The 19,904-nt window shown below is 44.1% G+C and carries 22 protein-coding genes; 4 read left to right on the forward strand and 18 right to left on the reverse strand.

Annotation, left to right across the window (positions count from 1 at the left end):
• Window positions 1-20 precede the first annotated feature (20 nt).
• The 7 genes from ACMXYW_RS09345 to ylqF form a co-directional block, all read right to left on the reverse strand.
• On the reverse strand, window positions 21-665 hold the full coding sequence (locus tag ACMXYW_RS09345) for an energy transducer TonB (protein ID WP_415903847.1): 645 nt from the start codon (window positions 663-665) through the stop codon (window positions 21-23).
• On the reverse strand, window positions 665-1,075 hold the full coding sequence (locus ACMXYW_RS09350) for an ExbD/TolR family protein (RefSeq protein WP_415894120.1): 411 nt from the start codon (window positions 1,073-1,075) through the stop codon (window positions 665-667). The genes ACMXYW_RS09345 and ACMXYW_RS09350 overlap by 1 nt, the downstream gene beginning before the upstream one ends.
• Entirely contained in the window at window positions 1,072-1,590 is a 519-nt protein-coding gene (locus tag ACMXYW_RS09355; RefSeq protein WP_415884324.1) for a MotA/TolQ/ExbB proton channel family protein, read from the reverse strand. Before ACMXYW_RS09355 ends, ACMXYW_RS09350 begins: the two co-directional genes overlap by 4 nt.
• Window positions 1,580-2,938 carry a MotA/TolQ/ExbB proton channel family protein gene (locus ACMXYW_RS09360; RefSeq protein WP_415903848.1) on the reverse strand — a complete coding sequence of 453 codons (1,359 nt, stop codon included), beginning with the start codon at window positions 2,936-2,938 and terminating at the stop codon, window positions 1,580-1,582. The genes ACMXYW_RS09355 and ACMXYW_RS09360 overlap by 11 nt, the downstream gene beginning before the upstream one ends.
• Window positions 2,938-3,693, reverse strand: coding sequence for a DUF3450 domain-containing protein (locus tag ACMXYW_RS09365; RefSeq protein WP_415903849.1), 756 nt, complete (start codon window positions 3,691-3,693; stop codon window positions 2,938-2,940). Before ACMXYW_RS09365 ends, ACMXYW_RS09360 begins: the two co-directional genes overlap by 1 nt.
• A 98-nt stretch (window positions 3,694-3,791) precedes the next feature.
• Window positions 3,792-4,055, reverse strand: coding sequence for a hypothetical protein (locus ACMXYW_RS09370; RefSeq protein WP_415903850.1), 264 nt, complete (start codon window positions 4,053-4,055; stop codon window positions 3,792-3,794).
• Window positions 4,055-4,981 (reverse strand): ribosome biogenesis GTPase YlqF, encoded by a 927-nt coding sequence (ylqF, locus tag ACMXYW_RS09375; RefSeq protein ID WP_415903851.1) that lies wholly within the window; start codon window positions 4,979-4,981, stop codon window positions 4,055-4,057. The genes ACMXYW_RS09370 and ylqF overlap by 1 nt, the downstream gene beginning before the upstream one ends.
• 198 nt (window positions 4,982-5,179) lie before the next feature.
• Between ylqF and ACMXYW_RS09380 the strand changes: the two genes are divergently transcribed.
• The 4 genes from ACMXYW_RS09380 (at window position 5,180) to ACMXYW_RS09395 (ending at window position 9,895) form a co-directional block, all read left to right on the forward strand.
• Complete coding sequence (locus tag ACMXYW_RS09380) at window positions 5,180-6,397, forward strand: EAL and HDOD domain-containing protein (RefSeq protein WP_415903852.1); 1,218 nt, start codon at window positions 5,180-5,182, stop codon at window positions 6,395-6,397.
• 193 nt (window positions 6,398-6,590) lie between these two features.
• Window positions 6,591-7,214: a DUF2889 domain-containing protein gene (locus ACMXYW_RS09385; protein ID WP_415903853.1), complete on the forward strand. Its 624-nt coding sequence runs from the start codon at window positions 6,591-6,593 to the stop codon at window positions 7,212-7,214.
• Between the two features lie 17 nt (window positions 7,215-7,231).
• Window positions 7,232-7,777, forward strand: coding sequence for a hydrolase (locus ACMXYW_RS09390; protein ID WP_415903854.1), 546 nt, complete (start codon window positions 7,232-7,234; stop codon window positions 7,775-7,777).
• 165 nt (window positions 7,778-7,942) lie between these two features.
• Window positions 7,943-9,895, forward strand: a complete 1,953-nt coding sequence (locus ACMXYW_RS09395; RefSeq protein WP_415903855.1) for an acetoacetate--CoA ligase — start codon at window positions 7,943-7,945, stop codon at window positions 9,893-9,895.
• 30 nt (window positions 9,896-9,925) lie between these two features.
• Here the strand turns inward: ACMXYW_RS09395 and ACMXYW_RS09400 are convergent, their stop codons facing one another.
• The 11 genes from ACMXYW_RS09400 to ACMXYW_RS09450 form a co-directional block, all read right to left on the reverse strand.
• A complete protein-coding gene (locus ACMXYW_RS09400; protein WP_415903856.1) occupies window positions 9,926-10,393 on the reverse strand; it encodes a DUF2846 domain-containing protein in 468 nt (155 codons plus the stop codon).
• 4 nt (window positions 10,394-10,397) lie between these two features.
• Window positions 10,398-10,889, reverse strand: coding sequence for a DUF1499 domain-containing protein (locus ACMXYW_RS09405; RefSeq protein ID WP_415903857.1), 492 nt, complete (start codon window positions 10,887-10,889; stop codon window positions 10,398-10,400).
• A gap of 98 nt (window positions 10,890-10,987) precedes the next feature.
• A complete protein-coding gene (locus ACMXYW_RS09410) occupies window positions 10,988-11,269 on the reverse strand; it encodes a peptidylprolyl isomerase (RefSeq protein WP_415903858.1) in 282 nt (93 codons plus the stop codon).
• 79 nt (window positions 11,270-11,348) lie between these two features.
• A complete protein-coding gene (locus tag ACMXYW_RS09415) occupies window positions 11,349-12,488 on the reverse strand; it encodes a hypothetical protein (protein ID WP_415903859.1) in 1,140 nt (379 codons plus the stop codon).
• A gap of 126 nt (window positions 12,489-12,614) precedes the next feature.
• The gene (gene bluB / locus ACMXYW_RS09420; RefSeq protein ID WP_415903860.1) at window positions 12,615-13,289 is read right to left on the reverse strand and encodes a 5,6-dimethylbenzimidazole synthase; all 675 of its coding nucleotides are present in this window, start codon (window positions 13,287-13,289) and stop codon (window positions 12,615-12,617) included.
• A 41-nt stretch (window positions 13,290-13,330) separates the two neighbouring features.
• Window positions 13,331-13,891, reverse strand: a complete 561-nt coding sequence (locus tag ACMXYW_RS09425; protein ID WP_415903861.1) for a CBU_0592 family membrane protein — start codon at window positions 13,889-13,891, stop codon at window positions 13,331-13,333.
• Window positions 13,891-14,898 carry a substrate-binding periplasmic protein gene (locus ACMXYW_RS09430; protein ID WP_415903862.1) on the reverse strand — a complete coding sequence of 336 codons (1,008 nt, stop codon included), beginning with the start codon at window positions 14,896-14,898 and terminating at the stop codon, window positions 13,891-13,893. Before ACMXYW_RS09430 ends, ACMXYW_RS09425 begins: the two co-directional genes overlap by 1 nt.
• Window positions 14,879-16,357 (reverse strand): hypothetical protein, encoded by a 1,479-nt coding sequence (locus tag ACMXYW_RS09435; RefSeq protein WP_415903863.1) that lies wholly within the window; start codon window positions 16,355-16,357, stop codon window positions 14,879-14,881. The genes ACMXYW_RS09430 and ACMXYW_RS09435 overlap by 20 nt, the downstream gene beginning before the upstream one ends.
• 72 nt (window positions 16,358-16,429) lie before the next feature.
• Window positions 16,430-16,939, reverse strand: a complete 510-nt coding sequence (locus ACMXYW_RS09440) for a hypothetical protein (RefSeq protein ID WP_415900866.1) — start codon at window positions 16,937-16,939, stop codon at window positions 16,430-16,432.
• Between the two features lie 92 nt (window positions 16,940-17,031).
• The gene (locus ACMXYW_RS09445; RefSeq protein ID WP_415900865.1) at window positions 17,032-18,465 is read right to left on the reverse strand and encodes an aspartate kinase; all 1,434 of its coding nucleotides are present in this window, start codon (window positions 18,463-18,465) and stop codon (window positions 17,032-17,034) included.
• Window positions 18,466-18,636: 171 nt separating this feature from the next.
• A complete protein-coding gene (locus ACMXYW_RS09450; protein WP_415900864.1) occupies window positions 18,637-19,902 on the reverse strand; it encodes an inorganic phosphate transporter in 1,266 nt (421 codons plus the stop codon).
• Window positions 19,903-19,904: the final 2 nt, after the last annotated feature.

The raw sequence follows: 19,904 nt of genomic DNA on the forward strand, positions 1-19,904 counted from the left end.
ACTGTTCTATTCAGTTCTATTTACTTATCGAGTTTAAATTCCAAAACCTGGCGTGCTTTAAACTTCACCGCTTGACCGTCTACGGTTTTGATTTTAAAACGCCAACGCTTAATCGCTTTAATAACAGCGTTATCGAAAGTGCCTTTTGGATTAGATTCAATAACCTTAATCGTGTCTGGTTTCACCGTGCCAGCTTCAGTCACCAAAAACTCCACCGTCACACTACCTTCAACTTTACGGCGCAATGCCCTTCTAGGGTAACTCGGCGGCACCTGACTGACTGCGGTAGGGTTCGTATCTAAAACCAGCTCAGGCGTCGGTACAGCTAGGTTATTTAGCGATGGTGAAAGTGCGACGCTAATTCCAACATCAATGTTTGGGATATCAACGGCCGTCACAGGCGTGCTGGTAATAGGCACAACCTGCTGTTGTACCTGTGGCATCTCCGGCTGAGTTTCTAGAACGATCTCTTCCGGCTCTGGCGGTAATTCGCGAGTACGGGCCTCAATATCACTTTCTTGTCGAACCATTAAGAAATCAAGATCAGGCGTTATAACACTCTCAGGTTCAACCTGTTTGCCAATTCCGGAAACCATGGCCAATGCATAAAACAGCAATATGGCTAATAACAGGCCCCCAGGGGCAACGACTAAAGCACGTAGCATTATTGCGAACCTGCTTGAGTTGCTACTGTGTAGTTGACATTGGCTAAGCGTAGCTGATCGATTACCTTAACCAGTTGACCGGTAGTCGCTTGTTCATCCGCCTGAATAACAACGTTGATTTCAGATTGTTCGCTTTTCAGGCGCTCAATAGCTGGTCGCACCATACGCACATCAACTGGCTTGCGATCGACCCAAATTTCATTGTTTGCAGAAATAGCAACTAGAACCGCTGTTTTGCTCTGACTTTCACTGGTTTGAGCGGTAGGTCGATTAATATCGATGCCTGCCTCACGCACAAACGAAGTCGATACGATAAAGAAGATCAGCATAATGAACACCACGTCCAGCATAGGTGTCATATTGATTTCGGCATCATCCTGCTGCTGAGTTAAATTGACTCGCTGTCTCATGCTGCAGACTCCTCATGTAACACTCGGCGCAAGCGGTTTCTTTCCGCTTCAGACCATCTAGATAAACGGTTGTAAAAAAGTAACCCCGCTACAGCGACTGCCATCCCCGTCATTGTCGGGAATGTTGCGCTAGCCACACCTGCGGCCATCATTCGAGGGTTGCCTGTACCGTACAAAGCAAGGCTATCAAACACTTGAATCATGCCAGTCACCGTGCCTAACAAACCAATCAACGGACATAAAGTTATTAGGTTTTTGATCATCTGAAATTGGCTTTTCAAAGCTAAGTCCAGATCACAAACAGCACTCAATTTTTTAACTGGGGAGCTTTGACCTTGCAAATAATCTAACAACGAGGCTCTCTGCTTGGGATAAGCCCATACTCTATAGCTGATCCGTTCAAGGATAAGGGTGAACATAAGAAAGCTTACCCATAGAATCAGATAGAGAACCCACCCTCCGGTTTGGAAAAATTGCCCTAAGGCAAACATCCAATCATGAAGACTAGGCCACATGAGTGCTCTTCTCTTCTTTTGCAATAGATTCATCAGTTGCCAACAAGCCTAAGCTTTTCTCTTGAAGCAACTGAGTGATGCGGCGGCTTCTACTCGTCAAATAGCTATGACAGAAGAGCAACGGTATTGCGACTACCAAACCTAAAACGGTAGTCATCAATGCTTGAGAGATACCACCCGCCATCAATTTAGGGTCACTGGTACCAAACAGAGTGATACTCTGGAAGGTCGCGATCATACCGATAACAGTACCCAAAAGACCTAAAAGCGGAGCAACGGCTGCTAGTAGCTTAACGATACTTTGGCCCTGCTCGATTTTTGGAACTTCTTTGAGGATTAGCTCATCCACTTTCATTTCAAGTTGATCTAAACCGAGCTTGGAACGGCTAACAGCTTGCAAAACTCGTCCAAGCGGATTGTTATCCATTAATTGCGCAGGTTGAGCCAGTTGCTTTCGAACCTGTAGTTCAGTTTTGGTCATACGCATCATCTGCCAGAAAGCCACCAGCAAGCCAATCAAGCCTAAGCCCATGATGAGGTAACCTACTTCACCGCCTTGATGCAGTCGCTCAATAAGCTTTGGCATACGATCCAACAGCGCAAATAGCTGACCACGACTTGGATCGATCAAAACATCCGCATTAGTACCATTTTGATAATCAACGATATCTTGTTGAGCACCACCGCTTGGTTGAGTCGTTAAAACCGACAGTTTTTGCTGCTGCAGATCCCAATGTAAGAATTGTCCATCACGAGTAGCAGCGGCAAAGGTACCTATACGCAAAACCTCTGTATCAGCAGTAACACCCTCCCGATTTACAACAGGCACTGTCACTTGCTTGATCTCACCGGTGGCAGTCATTTCGAGCTGCAGCTGGTACCAAAGGCTTTGTAGGTCCTGAAGTTTGGGTACACGTTTAGAATCAGCAAATGAAAGTTGATCTAAACGGCCAGGGTTATCAGCACTGGTCATTGAATCCATCAGAACGGGTACTAATTCAGATGCAGACTCTTTAGCGACACCAAATACTTCACCTAGTTGGCCGGAACGTTGTTGTAGTGCTGCTTCTAATTCAGCAAGCTGTTCATCATTCGCATCGAACTCAGCTTTTAAGCGCTCCTGCTCTGCTTCAGCAGCGGCTAAACGAGCCTTACTTTTCGCTAGAAGCGTTTTTTGTTTACTTAAATCAGCATTGAATTCTGCTTCACGTTGGCGGTTGATCGCCGTATCGGTACTACTAATCTGTTTTACGTCGTTAAGTAAACCTTTAAGCGGCGCAGTTTCTGCAAATACTGGTAGCGAGCTAAAACCAAGGACTGCGGCTAAACCGAATTGTTTCAACATCATTATCGCTCCAGTTTAGGCAGAGGAAGATTCAACAAACTTGGCACCTGCTGCTGCCGAGCGATTTGAATAGCCTTAGTAAGTTCTAAATTCTGAGAATCAGTGAGCGCCTGCCAAGACTGTGAAGAAGGCTGCCATAGTGCACTCTCAGCACCATTTAGCGACTGGTAGTACAGTACAGCTCGCCCTAAACGTAAGAATGTAACCTGCTGCCCATTATTTGAAGCTAATGCACCTTTATACGATTCGAATGTACGACCGTACTGCACTTCCACAGCATAGGCCTCAAGAATCTGACGGTACTTCTCTGCCACGCTCACATCAGCGCGAAGCAAGAGCGCCTCAAGTTTCTCTAAACGCTCGTTACGTTCCGACCGTAAGAAAGGTGTGTCTTGCGCTACAAATTTACCTAATGTTTCAACCATCTGGTTCAACATAGGTAAAACGGCCTTATCAGTTTCTTCAATGGAGGCGATTTGCGCTTCTAAATCTAAAACTTCTTTTTTCTGCGACTCAATCAGTAAAGCTACTTGCGCATTGTACGCTTCGGTCACATCCGACAGACGCTCGTTGGTGAGATATTCATCAACTGCAACTTGAGTGCTCTGCTCAATATTATCGATGCGTTTTTGTGATTGTTGGCTTTGATTATGTGTCGCTACTGTTTTCTTAGTACCAACATCCAGATCGTTAGCCGAAACTGTAGGAGCACCTGAAATAGCGACGGCCAAAAGAGAATATTTAAACAGAGATTTCATGATCAGCAACTTACAGCTAATAAAAATGAGAATAATTATCCGTTAGATTAATAAAACAGACAACCCGCTTTACAATACTTACAACTAAAAAGAGAGCGCTATTCAGCACTCTCTTCTTTGGATTTATTTAGTTCACGAATCTTATCAGCCAGTCTAGTTTTACGCTCTGGTTGCTTCTTACTTGTGGAGTTGTCATCAGCTTGACGCTGTTTTTCAAATACCGATTGATTCTTTTTCTTTTCCTGCTTAGCTTTGCGTCGTCTGCTATCGTAGCTATCAGGATCAGCCAAACGCTCATTACGTGTTGGGCCTTCATTTGGAATAAAGCCTTTCGCTTTTCGGCTTTTCTTTAAACGTGACATTACTTACTACCTTCTTTCTCAGCAGCCGCCTGTGCTTCTGCTTCTAATCGTTCTTGTTCTAATCTTTCCTGCTCAGCTATGCGGCGTTTTTCTTCCCACTCTTGAACAGTTTCAAAGCTTAATTTACCCAGCTTACCCGAGCGTATTTCATTCAAGAGCAACGTTGAAGCTTTATTTCGATCAACAACACCACCTGGGCGCAAACACCCTCTACGGCGGCCAATTTCGTCTAATACACCTTCAGCAAGCTCAGGCATCTCTTTGAATTTAAAGCGTTCAATCAATCGCTCAGGGTAATCATCCCGCATAAAGCCTGCGGCAAAGATAGCTACATCTTCATGCTCGATTGCAGTGTCTTTAATCGCACCACTCGCCGCTAGCCGATAGCCTGAATCTACATCCTCGATTTTTGGCCACAATATGCCTGGCGTATCTGAAAGTGCCATACCATTACGCGTGGTAAACCGTGTCTGGCTCTTAGTAACCGCAGGCTCATTGCCTACTTTTGCAATTTTCTTACCTAATAAGGCATTAATAAGCGTAGATTTACCAACATTAGGAATGCCCATAATCATGGCACGCACTGGACGCCCAGATTCTGAGCGAGACGGTGCCATCTGCTTACAAATTTCAGCAATTCTATTGATCAGCTTCTTTTGTGTATGGTCAAGGGAAATCGCTCGCGTATCAGGAAGACTATTAAAATAATCGATCCATTCTTGCGTTATTTTATCATCAGCCAAATCGCTCTTATTAAGGAGCTTTAATGCTGGCTTGCCCTTGCGCAAGGTATTAACCAATGGGTTTTCGCTGGATTGAGGTAGACGTGCATCAAGCACCTCTATAATCACATCCACCTCATCCATAACTTTAGCGATCTCTTTCCGGGCTTTATGCATGTGCCCTGGAAACCAATTAATACTCATTGGTATGTCCCGAATCTGTAAAAGTACACTATTATACTGCATGAAGAACGTGAATGTTGAACTGTGACCGTAGCAAGCAGAGCTCTTTACTGTTATGAGCCAGAATGAACGCAATATTTGTATGAAATACCTGCTATGTAGGTGATACACTGAAGGCATTACGCTTTATCTTATTTTGCACAAGGACTAAGCACCTTTATGGAATCGTCAGAAAACTCTCAAGTGCTTATGGCACGACAACCTATTTTCGATCGTAATCAAAAGGTGGTTGCCTATGAGCTTTTGTACAGAACGGAAGACGCCCAAGGACATGCGCTGTTTGCTAATAGCGAAGCTACGGGTGAAGTTCTGCTCAATGCATACACTAGCATCTCAGATGCAGGGGAATTAAAACGAGTTCCAGCTTTTATTAATCTAACTCGAGATATCCTAGTCGAACAAAAACTGCCTGAAGTCTCTAAAAAACACATCGTATTAGAAATTTTAGAGGATATTGAGCCAGATGAAGAAGTTATCGAAGCAGTAAGAGCGCTTCATAGCGAAGGTTACCGTATCGCTATGGATGACTTTATCTATGATCCAAAATTCGATCCTCTTCTAGAATTAGCCCAGATCGTAAAGGTCGATGTCTTCGAACTTACTCCAGACCAAATCAAGGAACAAGTACAACAGCTACGTAAACATAAAGTAACTCTACTTGCCGAGAAGATCGAAACTCACGAGCAGCTAGAAACCTGCGTACAGCTGGGCTTTAAACTATTCCAGGGTCATTTCCTAAGCAAACCAAAAGTCATCAAAGGCAAAAAGATTCAAGGTAGCCAAGTTGCATTGATGCAACTGATTCAAGAGTTACAAAGCCCTAAAGCGACGCCGGAAAAACTAGAAGAACTGATTATCCGAGACCCTGCTCTAACCTATAAACTACTACGTATCGTTAACTCTGCAGGTTATAGCCTAGTGCGACAGGTTGAATCTATCGCTGAAGCAATTGTTTTGCTTGGTTTAGAGCAAGTTAAGAAATGGGCAACGCTTATTGCGATGTCATCTAATCAAGACAAACCAGAGGAGCTTTCTCGTAGCTTGTTGGTGCGTGGTCGCATGTGTGAAGAGATCGCTCAAGCTCAGAAAAAGAGCAACTATGGCAGCTATTTTATGGCAGGCATGATGTCCGGCCTTCACGCCCTTTTGGATATAGAGCGTGACACTATGCTAGAGCAAGTCCCGCTAGGCGATGATATCAAAAATGCAGTCAGCCTAGGTCAAGGTGAGATCGGCCAAGTTTTGAGAAATGTCGTGAACTATGAAAACGGCGACTGGGATCTTCTGCCAATGGACCTTGATGGCACTCTATACGATCAAGCTTACAGAGCCAGCCTAGAGTGGACCCAAGAATCTATGCAAGCGATGTACGAATAGCACCTCTCCCATCCAATTATTCAGGGCAGCACTCGCTGCCCTGAATTGTTTTTAGCTAAACAAAACTTATCTTTCGTCTAAAAAACACCAATTCCTGAGCGTATTTAGGATTATTTACTGTGTTTCTAACGTTTTCACATTAGAATAGCCGCATTTAAAGCACAGCCTTTTTAAACCATCAAAAGCAGTAATTATGCCTTTACCAGCTCCAGTTAATAGAACTCTGAAACATACCCGCAAAGTTGTTTGCGAAGGCTACAAAAGAGAAGATGGCCTATGGGATATTGAAGCCCATCTTGTCGACACCAAAACCTTCGACATGGATCACTATGGTCACGATGGTACTTTGATAGCTGGTGCACCCTTACATGATATGGCAGTGCGAATTACTGTTGATATGGATCTAAATATATTAGATGCAGTGGCTTGCATGGACGACACTCCATTCGAAAGCTGCAAGTCCATCTCTGATGCCTACACTCAGTTGATCGGGCTACAAATCATGCCTGGGTTTACCAAACAAACAAAAGAACTGTTTAGTGGCCGCAAAGGCTGCACTCACCTGCTTGAGTTGTTGGGCCCTCTAGCGACGGCTGCTTTCCAATCGACACACCAAGAACGGGAACGACTAGAGAACTTCTGGCAGGACGGCACCAAAAAGCCGCCTATGCTTGATACCTGCCACACGCTCGCGACTAATGGTGCCATTGTGAAAGAGATCTGGCCTCATTATTATGAAGAAGATCAGCTGGATGCTTTGATTCCAGCAACTAACCTTGAACACGTACAATGCTGCAATGAGCTAGAACCAGCATAAAAATAAGGCTATTTCGCATGCTAATACACCCGAATAAATCTTGTCTGCTGATCATCGATATTCAAGACAAACTTGTACCCGCGATTCATAAGAAAGATGAGCTGGTTGAAAATACAATCTGGTTAACTGCTATTGCAAACAAACTGAACATACCGATCTTAACCAGTGAGCAATACCCTAAAGGCTTGGGCCATACGATTCCGGAATTAGCTGAGTTAATCCCCGCAGAAGGCATTATGGAAAAAGAGTTCTTCTCCTGCATGTCGGAACCTGCGTGTAACGAAAAGATCAATTCCATCCGCCCTAACCAAGTTATTATTGCAGGTATGGAAGCACACGTTTGCGTTCTACAAACAGCACTTCAGTTAAAACAGCAAGCACGAGAAGTTTACGTTGTGGCAGACTGTGTATCGTCACGCAGCCCTGAAGATAAAGAACTCGCGCTTGATCGCATGCGCCATGCTGGCATACACGTGGTTAGCCGTGAAATGGTTGCCTTTGAGTGGATGCAAAAGTCAGGAACTGATGAGTTCCGCGATATCAGCAAAAACTTCCTGCGCTAATAATCAGCCCTGTCATCTATAGATGGCAGGGCTCACTCTCCCTATAACTATCCATCGCCCCTCCCCAACAAACCAGCTAAAAAATATTTCAGCCTCAAGCCATATACAGGTAAACCCTTATTGTCTATTCTGTTTTATAGACATTGATTCAATTAGGAACTGTATATGACACAACCGTTGTGGAGCCCGAGCCAAGCACAAATCGAACAATCTCAGCTATATCAGTTTATGCAAAACATAAACAAAAGCAGTTCGGTAAAGCTAGATAGCTACTCAGAGCTTCACCGCTGGTCTATAGAAAACCCTGAAAGATTCTGGCTTAACATTTGGGAACAGTTCGATGTTATAGGCAGCATCGGGAACGCCCCATACTTGTTAAATGCAGACCTCATGCCCGGTGCGAAATGGCTCCCTGAAGCCCAGTTAAACTTTGCAGAAAACCTCTTAAAGTTTCAGGACCAAAACACCGCGCTAATTAATTACAATGAAGCGGGTAAACGTTCAGAAATTAGCTACCGAGAGCTTTATAACCAGGTTGCTCACTACGCTGCGGGGCTTAAAAATTCAGGGATTACCAAGGGAGATGTGGTCGCAGGCTTTATGCCTAATATCACTGAAACCGTTATAGCGATGCTAGCAACGGCATCACTTGGCGCCATTTGGACTTCATGCTCCCCAGACTTTGGTGTGCAAGGGGTGATCGATCGCTTTGGACAAGTAAAACCCAAAGTGATATTTACGACCCAGTCCTACCTCTACAACGGTAAACACATAGACTGTTCAGATAAAATTTCAGGGATTGCCTCGCGTTTAAGTGAAAACACGACATTCGTCTTTGTGCCTTATCTCGATGAGCCAGCACCTGAATTAATCCACATAAAAAGCGCTTGTATACTGAGCGACTTTATCGATAACAGTGCATGCGAAGTTAATTTCACGCCAGTTGAATTCGCTGCGCCCCTATACGTTATGTACTCGTCTGGTACCACAGGCACACCAAAATGTATTGTTCATAGCGTTGGAGGCACACTCCTTCAACACCTCAAAGAACACCGACTGCACACAGATATCAGCCGGGAAGATAATCTATTCTACTTCACAACCTGCGGCTGGATGATGTGGAACTGGCTGGTAAGCGGCCTAGCTAGCGGCTGTACTATTACATTGTATGACGGCTCACCTTTCGCCCCCACGCCTTCTGTTTTGTGGAATATGGCAGCTAAAGAAAAAGTTTCTGTATTTGGCACCAGTGCGAAATATATTGCGGCACTCGAAAAGGCAGGTGTCTCACCAAAAGAAGAGTTCGATCTTTCGGAATTGCGCGCGATTTTATCTACGGGTTCACCACTAGCCCATGAAAGTTTTGATTATGTTTATCGCGAAATAAAAACTGATCTTTTACTGGCTTCAATTTCGGGCGGTACAGATATCATCTCTTGCTTTGCTCTAGGGTGCCCAATACTCCCAGTCCATAAGGGTGAGTTGCAATGCTTAGGGCTCGGAATGGATGTCGCCATTTTTGATGAAAGCGGCGTAGAGGTTACCCAGAAGAAAGGGGAATTAGTCTGCAAATCCCCCTTCCCATCGATGCCTATTTACTTTTGGGACGATGCTGATGGTGCAAAATACCAAAATGCCTATTTCAATCAATTTAAGAACCGCTGGGCCCATGGTGATTACGGAGAAATAACCGAACACGGTGGCATGATTATTCACGGCAGATCGGATGCGGTACTCAATCCAGGCGGTGTAAGAATTGGTACCGCTGAGATATATCGTCAAGTTGAACGAGTTGACGGGGTGATTGAGTCTTTATGCGTAGGTCAACCCTGGGAAAACGATACACGCGTAGTCCTCTTTGTAGTTATGTCTGAAGGAACTCTGCTTGACGATAGTCTACGCAATACAATTAAGCAGACAATCCGCCAACACACCACTCCAAGGCATGTACCGGCCAAGATAATCCAAGTACCTGAAATTCCTAGAACCATCAGCGGAAAGATTGTTGAGCTGGCTGTCAGAAAGGTAATTTTAGGGGAAACTGTAACCAATAAAGATGCGCTAGCTAATCCCGATGCACTGGATTACTTCGCTAACTTACCGGAGCTAGCCAGCTAGCTCCGGCAGTACCTTCTTTTAAGGCAATGATTATTGCGGGTTGAGCTTATTGATTTCGTAGATCGCATCATCATGCTTCATAGGAGTAAGAAATTGCTGGTACTTAGTTTTTTCTAGCAACCCAATCGTTTTAGGGTCATATCTCACCTGAAACTTAAGGTACTTCTGTTCAGTATGATGAACTGAGAATTTACGTTTCAAATCTCGCTCGTCCCAGTTCGCTTTATCTGTTAATCCGGTGAATAGAATTTCGTGCCTACCGGGCTCAAGTTCCACAACAATGTACTTCTCTAGTTTCAGCACCCCAAGACTTTTTCCATCGATAAATACTTCGGGGTACATCCAACCCAGCGGCTGTTTACCTGGATTAGGCGCTTCAGGTCGATAGATATAAACAACTGCATTGTTCTCTACTTCGGGTTGAACATAGCTAAAGCCATTCTTTGTTCCGCAGCCACTGAGTACGATTGCTATAATAACGAGCAATACCTTATGCATCTGCTTACTCCTTGATCTTCGTTATCTCTTTTTCTAATTGAGAGGTAAGTGATCGAACACGAGCTTTGTTTACACCGAAATCAGAATAGCCTTCTCTGGATGCTGATCGAAAGTGCACAAGGCGCTCTTCCATATCGATTCGAACCTCAAAGTCGTCTACAAATCCAAGTATACGGCTACTAAACTCAGCAGCGATATATCGGTTTTCCTTGATAATGCTCTTAACCACACCACCAGACCCTTCAATAACGTCAAGCAGAACAGCTATTACAGCATCTGAATCCTTAACATTGGCGGGTAACGCCAAAGGCTCTATGTAATGGGTTGTACCCAAAAATTCACTACATACGCAATTAGGCTTACTACTGCATTTAGTTAAACGACTATCAACAATTCCTGCCGGTTCACCGGTTCTTGACTTAAAGGCTTTAAATCCAAATAAGATGAGAACAGCAACAATTAAGAGCGAGATTACAGTAACAATCACTTTCAGCATAACACCAGCATCCAAGGATTAAATATAAATATCCAGATACAAAAAAGTGCCGCATAACGGCACTTTATAAGTCTTTAAGTTACAAGTTTAAACTTGTATTAGTCTTCGCGACTTGTCACTTCTAGTAGGTGGTAACCAAACTGAGTTTCGATTGGCCCTTGAACAACACCCACTTCACCTGTGAATACAGCTGTATCAAATTCTGGAACCATCTGACCACGGCCAAAAGAGCCTAGATCACCACCTTGAGCGCCTGATGGGCAAGTTGAGTTTTCTTCAGCAGCAACCGCGAAATCCAAACCACCTTCGATTTCTGCTTTTAGTTCGTTACAACGTGCTTCTGTATCTACAAGGATATGTCGAGCTGTAGCGCGTGCCATTTATGTTCTCCTAACAATATCATTCAAATTTGGTGCAAAAATTACCAAGCACCTAGCAATATCGCAACCCTAACGCGCCCTATTGTTGAGATCCACTAGAATCTAGCATTCCTGCAATATTTTTCTTGTCGGAGAAACCATAACCCACTCTAGCCATAGCTAAAACCTGTGCATCTGGAGGCGAAGGCTCTAAATAACCATTCTGGTAACACCAACCTACATAAATTGCTGCGCGGGCGACCTGACCATAAATAAGGCTTTCATTGAAGTAATTACAGGCATCGACGAAATTGTTTTTTGCTAGATGTATCTGCCCCATAGGGAAACTCGCAAATGTCTCACCTCGATCCCTTCTTTGAGCATAGGTATCAACCACTTTTTTGGAGAAGTAGTTACTTATGTTGTCATAAAGCTGATTACAGAAATGTTGTTTAGATGCCTCGGTTGCATCTTCACACAAGATCGGCAAGCTCCCCGCAACAGCTGATAACATCCTTGGGTAGTAATCATCCCGTTTTAGAGCCGCCCAGCGATCTTGCTCAAAGATATATCCAATAGAGATCAAGCGGCCTAAAGTATCATCTGGCTCGAAATGCTCAGCTTTCACTTTTGCCGCCCAATCGTCTGCTAGACGTTCATTATCCTCTCTTACATATTGCGACGCGCGATAACCATAAAAGGCATGCTCTGCATGATGGCCCATCTCGTGTAGCAACACATCGACAATCACACTTTCTAATAAACGCTCATGCTCCGCCTGAATCTGTTCTCTTTGTTCCGGCGAGGCACTTAGCCAATCAGTAGGCGATTTTGGCAGAGGACCAACAAAGGATGGATGATGACGCCAGAAATAATCACTGAAATATTGCTCCACCAACTCAGGTCTATTTAAAGACTCAGATAGCAAGTAAGCTTCTATGTAAGCGGAAAGGCCTTTCAAAAATCGATCATTAATAATGATCAGAGGGGGTGTATCATCGATAGCCAAAGCCATACCCGCAGCACGAAGGTTTTCGACCACGGAAATTTCAACCGGGGCTAAAAGCTTTTGATCTTTATCCGGTAACTGCTTTAAAACAGGCTTTATTTTGGCCTGCACAATCCGCTCTATCAACGGAGAAAACTGTACGCTCGTACTCCTCACCTCAAGCGCGCTAACTGGCGATATGAACAAGGTAAGTAAAGTGACAACGACAGCAAAACTGAGGACGAAACGCATATCGAACCTCCCTGCGGTCAACCTATAAACCGTTTAAATCTATTTCAAATTAAACGGCGATATAATCAATATAGATCATTTTTCAAACAGCAAGGTTCATTTTCATTAACGCCAGATCGGCTAAAGCTAAGCTTTATTCCCCCAGTTATCAGTAAAAATCATCTCTTCCAATTGGCTGCGTTTTTCCCACTGAGCCAGTTCAAGTTCAGGTTTTTTTAGAAACTCTGAGACATAACCCACACACAAATAAGCGACAGGGACTACGCCTTCTGGGAGCTCAAGTAACTTAGCCAATACATCCCTATCAATAATAGACACCCAGCCCACCCCTACATTTTCTGCTCTTGCAGCAAGCCAAAAGTTTTGTACCGCACAAACAGTACTATACAAGTCCATTTCGGCCTGATGGGTCTTGCCAAGCACAACGGGACCACCTCGCTTTCGATCACAAGTGATACAAACATTAAGAGGTGAATCGAGTATGCCTTGCAGTTTTAATGCTTGATATTGAACTTGTCGCTCGCCACTAAACATTTCTGCAGCTTCATCGTTAGCTTTTTGAAAAGCATCAAAAACTCGCTGACGCTTAGCCTCGTCACGAATCAGAATAAAGTTCCAAGGCTGCGATAAACCGACCGATGGTGCATGATGTGCGGCATGCAAAATATTAGTCAGCACATCATCAGGTATAGAATTCGGTAAAAACTGACCTCGCACATCCCTGCGGCCATATAGCACTTGGTAAAAGTGCTCTCGCGCTAGTTCATCAATATCTAATTGAGGTGTATTTGGTTCAGACATGTTTTACCCATATTAAAAGAAAGCTGCCAACGGATGAGAAATTAAGGAGACAGCACATAACCTTCTCGCCCCTTATACCATCCCCACAATGAGACTGAGGCCCAAACGATTTGTAACACTAATACCGGCCAGTTAGCATCGGCATAAAGCTGCGGCAACAACATCACCGCCGCATAAGTATTGACGAGATAGTAGGACTGTTGACTTAACCGCCCTGCAGAAAATCGCCAGTAGCCTAAGCAATAAGCAATAGATGAACTCCAAGCCAAGATAGACATTCCTTGCTGGGCATACGCAAACAGTAAGCCACCAGCTCCTGCCAGAAACATCACACCCAGTAGTCCATATAATTGGGCATTACTGAAAGGTAGACGCGGTAATACATAGTTTTTCATGGCAGCAAAACTAACCAACGCCCAAAACACATTAATCACAACCGCCTGCCAAGATGCAATCAGGTACGAGGAAGTAGCAACCCAAATTGCGGCAACTAAATTGGCCAGATAGTAGTGATAAGAGGCTTTATTTTTAAGTAAGGAAAGCCAAGCATGAGCCAAAAGATAAAGTATTGTCCCAAGCCAGCCTAGTGTGACTGAAACCATTACTCTACCTCTAGATGCATGTTTCTTACGAAAAGTGATCGACCCGCATGTGGTCCATCGACCACCTTCACCTGAGAATACTTCATCATGCCATCAAACACTTTTTCTGTGGCATGCGGTTTTAAAACAACGTCATGCCAAGCTAACACCGTCGCCCTGCTGCCCTGAGGAATAACAAAGAACTGCTTATCTCCTTGAGCATTAATCTCATAGCCAGTAATTAAAGGAAAGCCTTCCGCGGGTACAAGGCGAACATAACCACTACCTTGAACATCTGCATTATAGGTAAGCAGCTGTTCAATCATACCTTTCGACTTTAAACGCGCTAACGCCGAATTAAATCGCTGAATAAATTCCCGACCTTCATCATTAGCGCTAGCCACTAGATGAACACTGTCTGTACCGCGATGATTTTCGAGCAATTTAAACTCATGTAACAGATGAGGAAAGTGCTTATGTAACATCACTTTCGCAACCTCAATGCTGGCTGGTAAAAGATCTATTTCACCCTTGGATAATGCCGTTAAAGCCTGAAGATCACTGTTAAAGACCTTAGCATTTTTCAGTAAAGGTTCAATTTCAGCACCATAGCTATAACCAGCGACTTTACCTACTTTCTGTTGGTTAAAATCGATGCCTTTACCGGAATATTGCTGCCATTTAGAGTTATAAAAAAGGCCATTCTCTACAGACATCAGCGGATCTGAGAACAACACCTCTTGCGAGCGCTGATCTGTTTTGAAATAGGGATAACTTAGTAAAACCTGCTGATTTTTTACCAACTTATAGCTGAAGTAATAATCCAGACTAGCTCGTTCAGCCTCCAACCCCATTTCCCAAAAGGCGAGCTGTACCACTCGGGAAACAACACCTTTCTCTTCTTCTTCAGCATTAACAAACGGCTTCCAATCAGAGGTATAAACAGGCTGTGCTTGAAAAGGGCTAGCTACCGCCACATTCAAGATCAAGGCGATGACAGCAAAAGATTTAACGGCGTTTCGCAACATAGTACACAACAAATAAAAGAATGATTGAGACAACACTGCACAGTAGAAGCAGGTCAGTTTCCATATTAGCCACGCCACTCAAGAAACTAGAGGGCTGTTCATCTCTATAACCCAGCGCCGCATTTGATGTATAAGTACGGCTGTATTCAGAGATGGTGATCGCAAGATCGAACAGACTGATAAAACCAATCGCAACAAGAATTAGATCGGTGTAGAAGCTGCTTTTTTCCGAACGGGTTGCATGTATATCCTTAATTTTACTAGAGCAGACCTCAATCAGGCGCTCAGAATTCTGAACCATCTGATCATAATCCCAGCCAGCTAGGATATTCTCGAGCAGTAACTTTTTATCTCGGGTGAGATATTGGCAGTTCTCATGATAATCACTGATATGCATACGCGTCGTCGCACGCACCCCCGCCAATATATCTTCGGCGACATGGGTATTACTCTCTAAATAGGTATCCGAGATCGCCATATAAAGATTGGAATTACAGGCATGTTGTACTGCATAAAAGTACTGAGCTAATCCCATAGCCTCTAACTTGTAGTCTGACTTGTGACGCAGAGGCTTGTTCTTTTCATCGATTTCATCAACTAATACATAGTTAAGCCACACTAAGGAATCCATTCTATCCTGCTCAAGAATCTCTTTAGCGTGTTCTGGATGAGGTGTTTCAGCTAACCAGTTTTCAATAAGCGACTCATTTCCTTCCCTTTCAGAACGATCTAAACGCAGTAAGCGAGAGCTCCATGGCTGATCGACATTAGAACCATCGGTTTCTTTAATATCATTAAAGCCAGAGAAATCTCCCAAAGCTTCCAGATAGTTAATCTGAATCGTTTTAGGCAGATCACGAAGCGCTGGGTAAAGCTCGTCGCGATAGTATTTTGAAATCAGATAGGTTGATTGGGCTTGGGCAAATAGCTCTAGCGTCAGTTCAATATCTTCATCGAGGAGTTGATAGATCTCTGGAAGCAAAGCATGTCCATCAGGCTTCTGTGGGACTTTAACAATCGAGCGACAAAGCGCTGTGATTCGATCCTGATAGTTAGACTCTGCCGAAGGTAGGCTAATGTCAGCACTCAAGGTTTGAGCGATATCTTCGAGTGTAGCAACGACATACTCCATCTCCATAGTCACGGTCACCACAGACAAGGTATTACTATAAACCTTCGCTTCAAGACTAAGCTGATCAGTAATTTGTTTAGTGTGAGTGAATAAACACAGAGTGTCTCGATCGTCAGAGCCAGTATTGGTGTAAGCTTTGCCCTGATTTTGATGCTGTACAGCAATGCGGTTTGATAGATCGCCTGATTCATCAAGCTGTTTGACCAACCGCTTTTGTAACACACAATCTAACTGCGAAAGGAATTGGCTATATTCAGCACTTCTTTCATTCACTCCCTGACGCAGATTCAAATGACTGCGGATTGGGGTCATGGTCACTAACTGCATTACTTACCCTTAATCTTTTAGATACTGAGCATTCTAAAATCAACGAGTTAGGAATAGAAGCGCGTTTACACTTTAAGCGAACACAGCTCGATAAAGCTGAAGACCAAAAAGCATGATTAAACAGATCAACGCTGCCCATAAGGCACGGAGAAAGCGGTTACGTTTTAAATTTCGCAGACCAGAGACTTTTAATAACTCATAAGTCAGCTCGACTCGCAGATCAGAACTTTCCAGCGCTTTAAGGTAATGCCCTGTCGATTCTGAATGCTCACTATCAGTGAAAAAGAGTTTCAAAACTTTACTGTGCTCAGCCCCCACTTTTGGTGCCGTATTGCGCGTAGGATATAAAACCGCACCAAATAAAATGATCGGCCCAATGACCAATCCCCAAGAGAGGATGATCGCCAATATGCTGGAGATATAATCATCCCTTTGCGGCAACGTAGAACCGATTGTATGGATTAAGCCTGCTGTAAAAATGTAACCCACACCGACAATCTGCGCTTTAGTATCAAAGCTGCGCACGTGCTCTTCTGCAGATTTCAGTGCTGTATAAATGAACTCTAGGGACTGCTTTTCCATCAGTTTTTCGCCTTACTAAGAATAGTAAGCAGATTAGATGGAAATGCAGAAATAAAAAAGCCCGCTTTCGCGAGCTTTACAGATGTTTGCGATTAAGCCGCAGTATTTACGTTCTGCGGGCTCTGCTCAATCAGAGCGGCATGCAATGCAATGATAGCCTTCTCGTAGTCATCTTCAGAGACAACACACTGCATCTCTACCTGACGGATAGACTGGTGAAGCGCCATTACGTTGATATCCGCTTCAGCCAAAGCACTTACTGTACGAGCAAGAATACCTTTAACCTTCATGTGTGAACCGATAGCAGAAACGATCGCAAGGTTGTGCAGACGGATCTGGCCTTCTGGATACATTTCTTCCATTAGGCGCGTTGCGCGGTTAACCATCTTACGAGAGCCACCAACATAGTACGTGATACTGTTCGCATCAGCATCTTTGTTGATCACGTAAAGTTTCAACTGAGCTAGAAGCTTAGAGATCTCAATATCGTAAGCCGCATCACCTAGCATCTCTTGGTCGAAGATTTCGATGCCAAAAACATCATTACGACCAGCGATAATCTCCACACGAGGAGCGTTGCTGTGGTAATCCTGACAGATAACCGTGCCTTCGTGCTCTGGCTCAAATGCGTTCTTAATACGCAATTTAACACCATTACGGCGCAAACCTTTCGCAGCTTTTGGATGGATAGCTTCCATACCTAAGTTAGACAGCTGATCAGCCACATCATAGTTAGTCGCACCAATTGTGACTACGTTATCAGTACCGACTAGCATCGGATCTGCAGAACTCAAATGATATTCTTTATGGATGATCGCTTCAGTTGCACCTGTTACAGTCGCAATCGTGCTAAAAGTCATCTCGCTGTAACCACGGTCAAAAGTCTTCATCAGACCTTCTTCACAGTGCGTATAGCCTGTAGCAATCACCATCTCTTTGTCGATCTGAACATCGGCAAACTGAGTCTTAACCATTTCTTCAAACGGTAGAGGTTGATCTAAGTGCCAACCAGTCAGATCAACAAAACGAGCATTAATACCAGCTTTACGCAGAGCAAGCACAGAGTTATATGCACTGTGCGCCTCACCGATAGATGCTAGCATCTCACGCACTTTCATCAGGTGCTCTTCCAACTGGAAGTGACCGTAAGTACAAAGGTGGTGCAGGCTCTTCATGCAATCACGAACATCATTCAAACGCTCGATTACAAAAGCATCAGCTGCGTTGCGTTCAAATTCCATATCAGCGAAAAGTTCAGCATTGATCTCTTCCATTTTCGCCTGAACTTTACTCAACTCATCGATCCACGCCTGCTCGCTTTCAGCATTCGCAAAACGTGCATAAACACCAGGCTCACCGGTTTTTTTGTGCTCAAGAAGATAGTTGGTAATACCGCCATAAGCTGACACAACAAAAATTCGGTTATACAGTTCCTCTGGTGTGGTGCGCTTACCCACCAAAATGGTGTCCATCAATTCCTCAAAGCGGCTCATGGAAGTGCCGCCGATCTTCTCAACTGTATGCATCTTCTTTCCGGATATTTCTGGTTCTAGCTTAGGGATTTACTCCCAAAGCAAAAAATTGGGCCCAAATTTTACATCATTATGATGGATTTGTGATCATTTAATTGTTTTAGACAGAAAAAAGCCCCGTATTCTCGCGAATACAGGGCTTTTCTACTCAAAGCACTTCCACGTTTAGGTAAACATACCTTTAAACATGAAGAAAAAGATGATTGCTAGACCGGCACCTGCAGGCAGAGTTACTACCCAAGATACAAATATCGTACCTACGATGCGCAGATTAAGTGCAGCCATACCACGCGCAAGACCTACACCCAATACAGCACCTACCAACGTGTGAGTAGTGGATATTGGCAAACCAGTACCCGACGCAAATACAACTGTTGTTGCAGCAGCTAGTGTCGCAGCGAAACCACGGCTTGGTGTAAGTTCAGTAATGTTGTTACCTACTGTTGCGATTACCTTGTGGCCGTACATAACTAGACCAGCAACGATACCGCCGCCGCCAAGTAGTAAGATCCAAACTGGCATAGCTGATTTTTGAACAACCTCACCACCGGCTGATACAACCCCTACGATTGCAGCTACAGGACCTACAGCGTTTGCTACGTCATTTGAACCATGAGCAAATGCCATTGCACAGGCAGTGAACATCATCAAAATACCAAACAGTTTTTCAACACTAGTAAAGTGATGGTCACGATCAGCATCTGGGTCAGGTGTGATACGCTTTTGCATCTGCATACCAATCACCATAATCACAACCGCAATAGCTATAGATGCTAGTGCACTTTGCCCCCAGCTAAGATCTAAACCGACGTGTTTAAGGCCTTTAGTGAAGGTCACCATGGAAACCATGAAGCCCACTAGGAAGATGTAACCTGGAATGTATTTCTTAGCGTTGGCAAAAGGATTGTCAGTATCCAGTATCAACTTCTGTACACTTCTAAATAAGAAGAAGGCTATGAGCCCAGCTGTTACTGGCGATACTACCCAACTTGCAACAATCTTAGTTACTTTACCCCAGTTGACCGCATCAACAGATATGCCAACTGCCGCAAAACCCACAATCGCACCAACGATAGAGTGCGTTGTAGATACAGGCCAGCCAAAATGTGTCGCCACTAATAACCAGATACCAGCTGCCAAAAGTGCAGACAGCATACCAAAAACAAGTAAATCAGGCGTTCCAGACAAAATAGCTGGGTCGATGATACCTTTACGGATTGTCGCTGTTACAGCACCACCCGCAAGATAAGCTCCCATAAATTCGAAGACAATAGCGATCATGATCGCTTGCTTCAAGGTCAGCGCCTTTGAACCAACTGAAGTACCCATGGCATTGGCAACATCGTTTGCACCAACACCCCAAGCCATAAAGAAGCCGAAGACACATGCCAAAATGACAAGAATATGGCCGTACTGAGAAATGATTTCCATCT

It is taken from the genome of Neptuniibacter sp. QD48_55, from assembly GCF_047778115.1.
Taxonomy (GTDB): Bacteria; Pseudomonadota; Gammaproteobacteria; order Pseudomonadales; family Balneatricaceae; genus Neptuniibacter.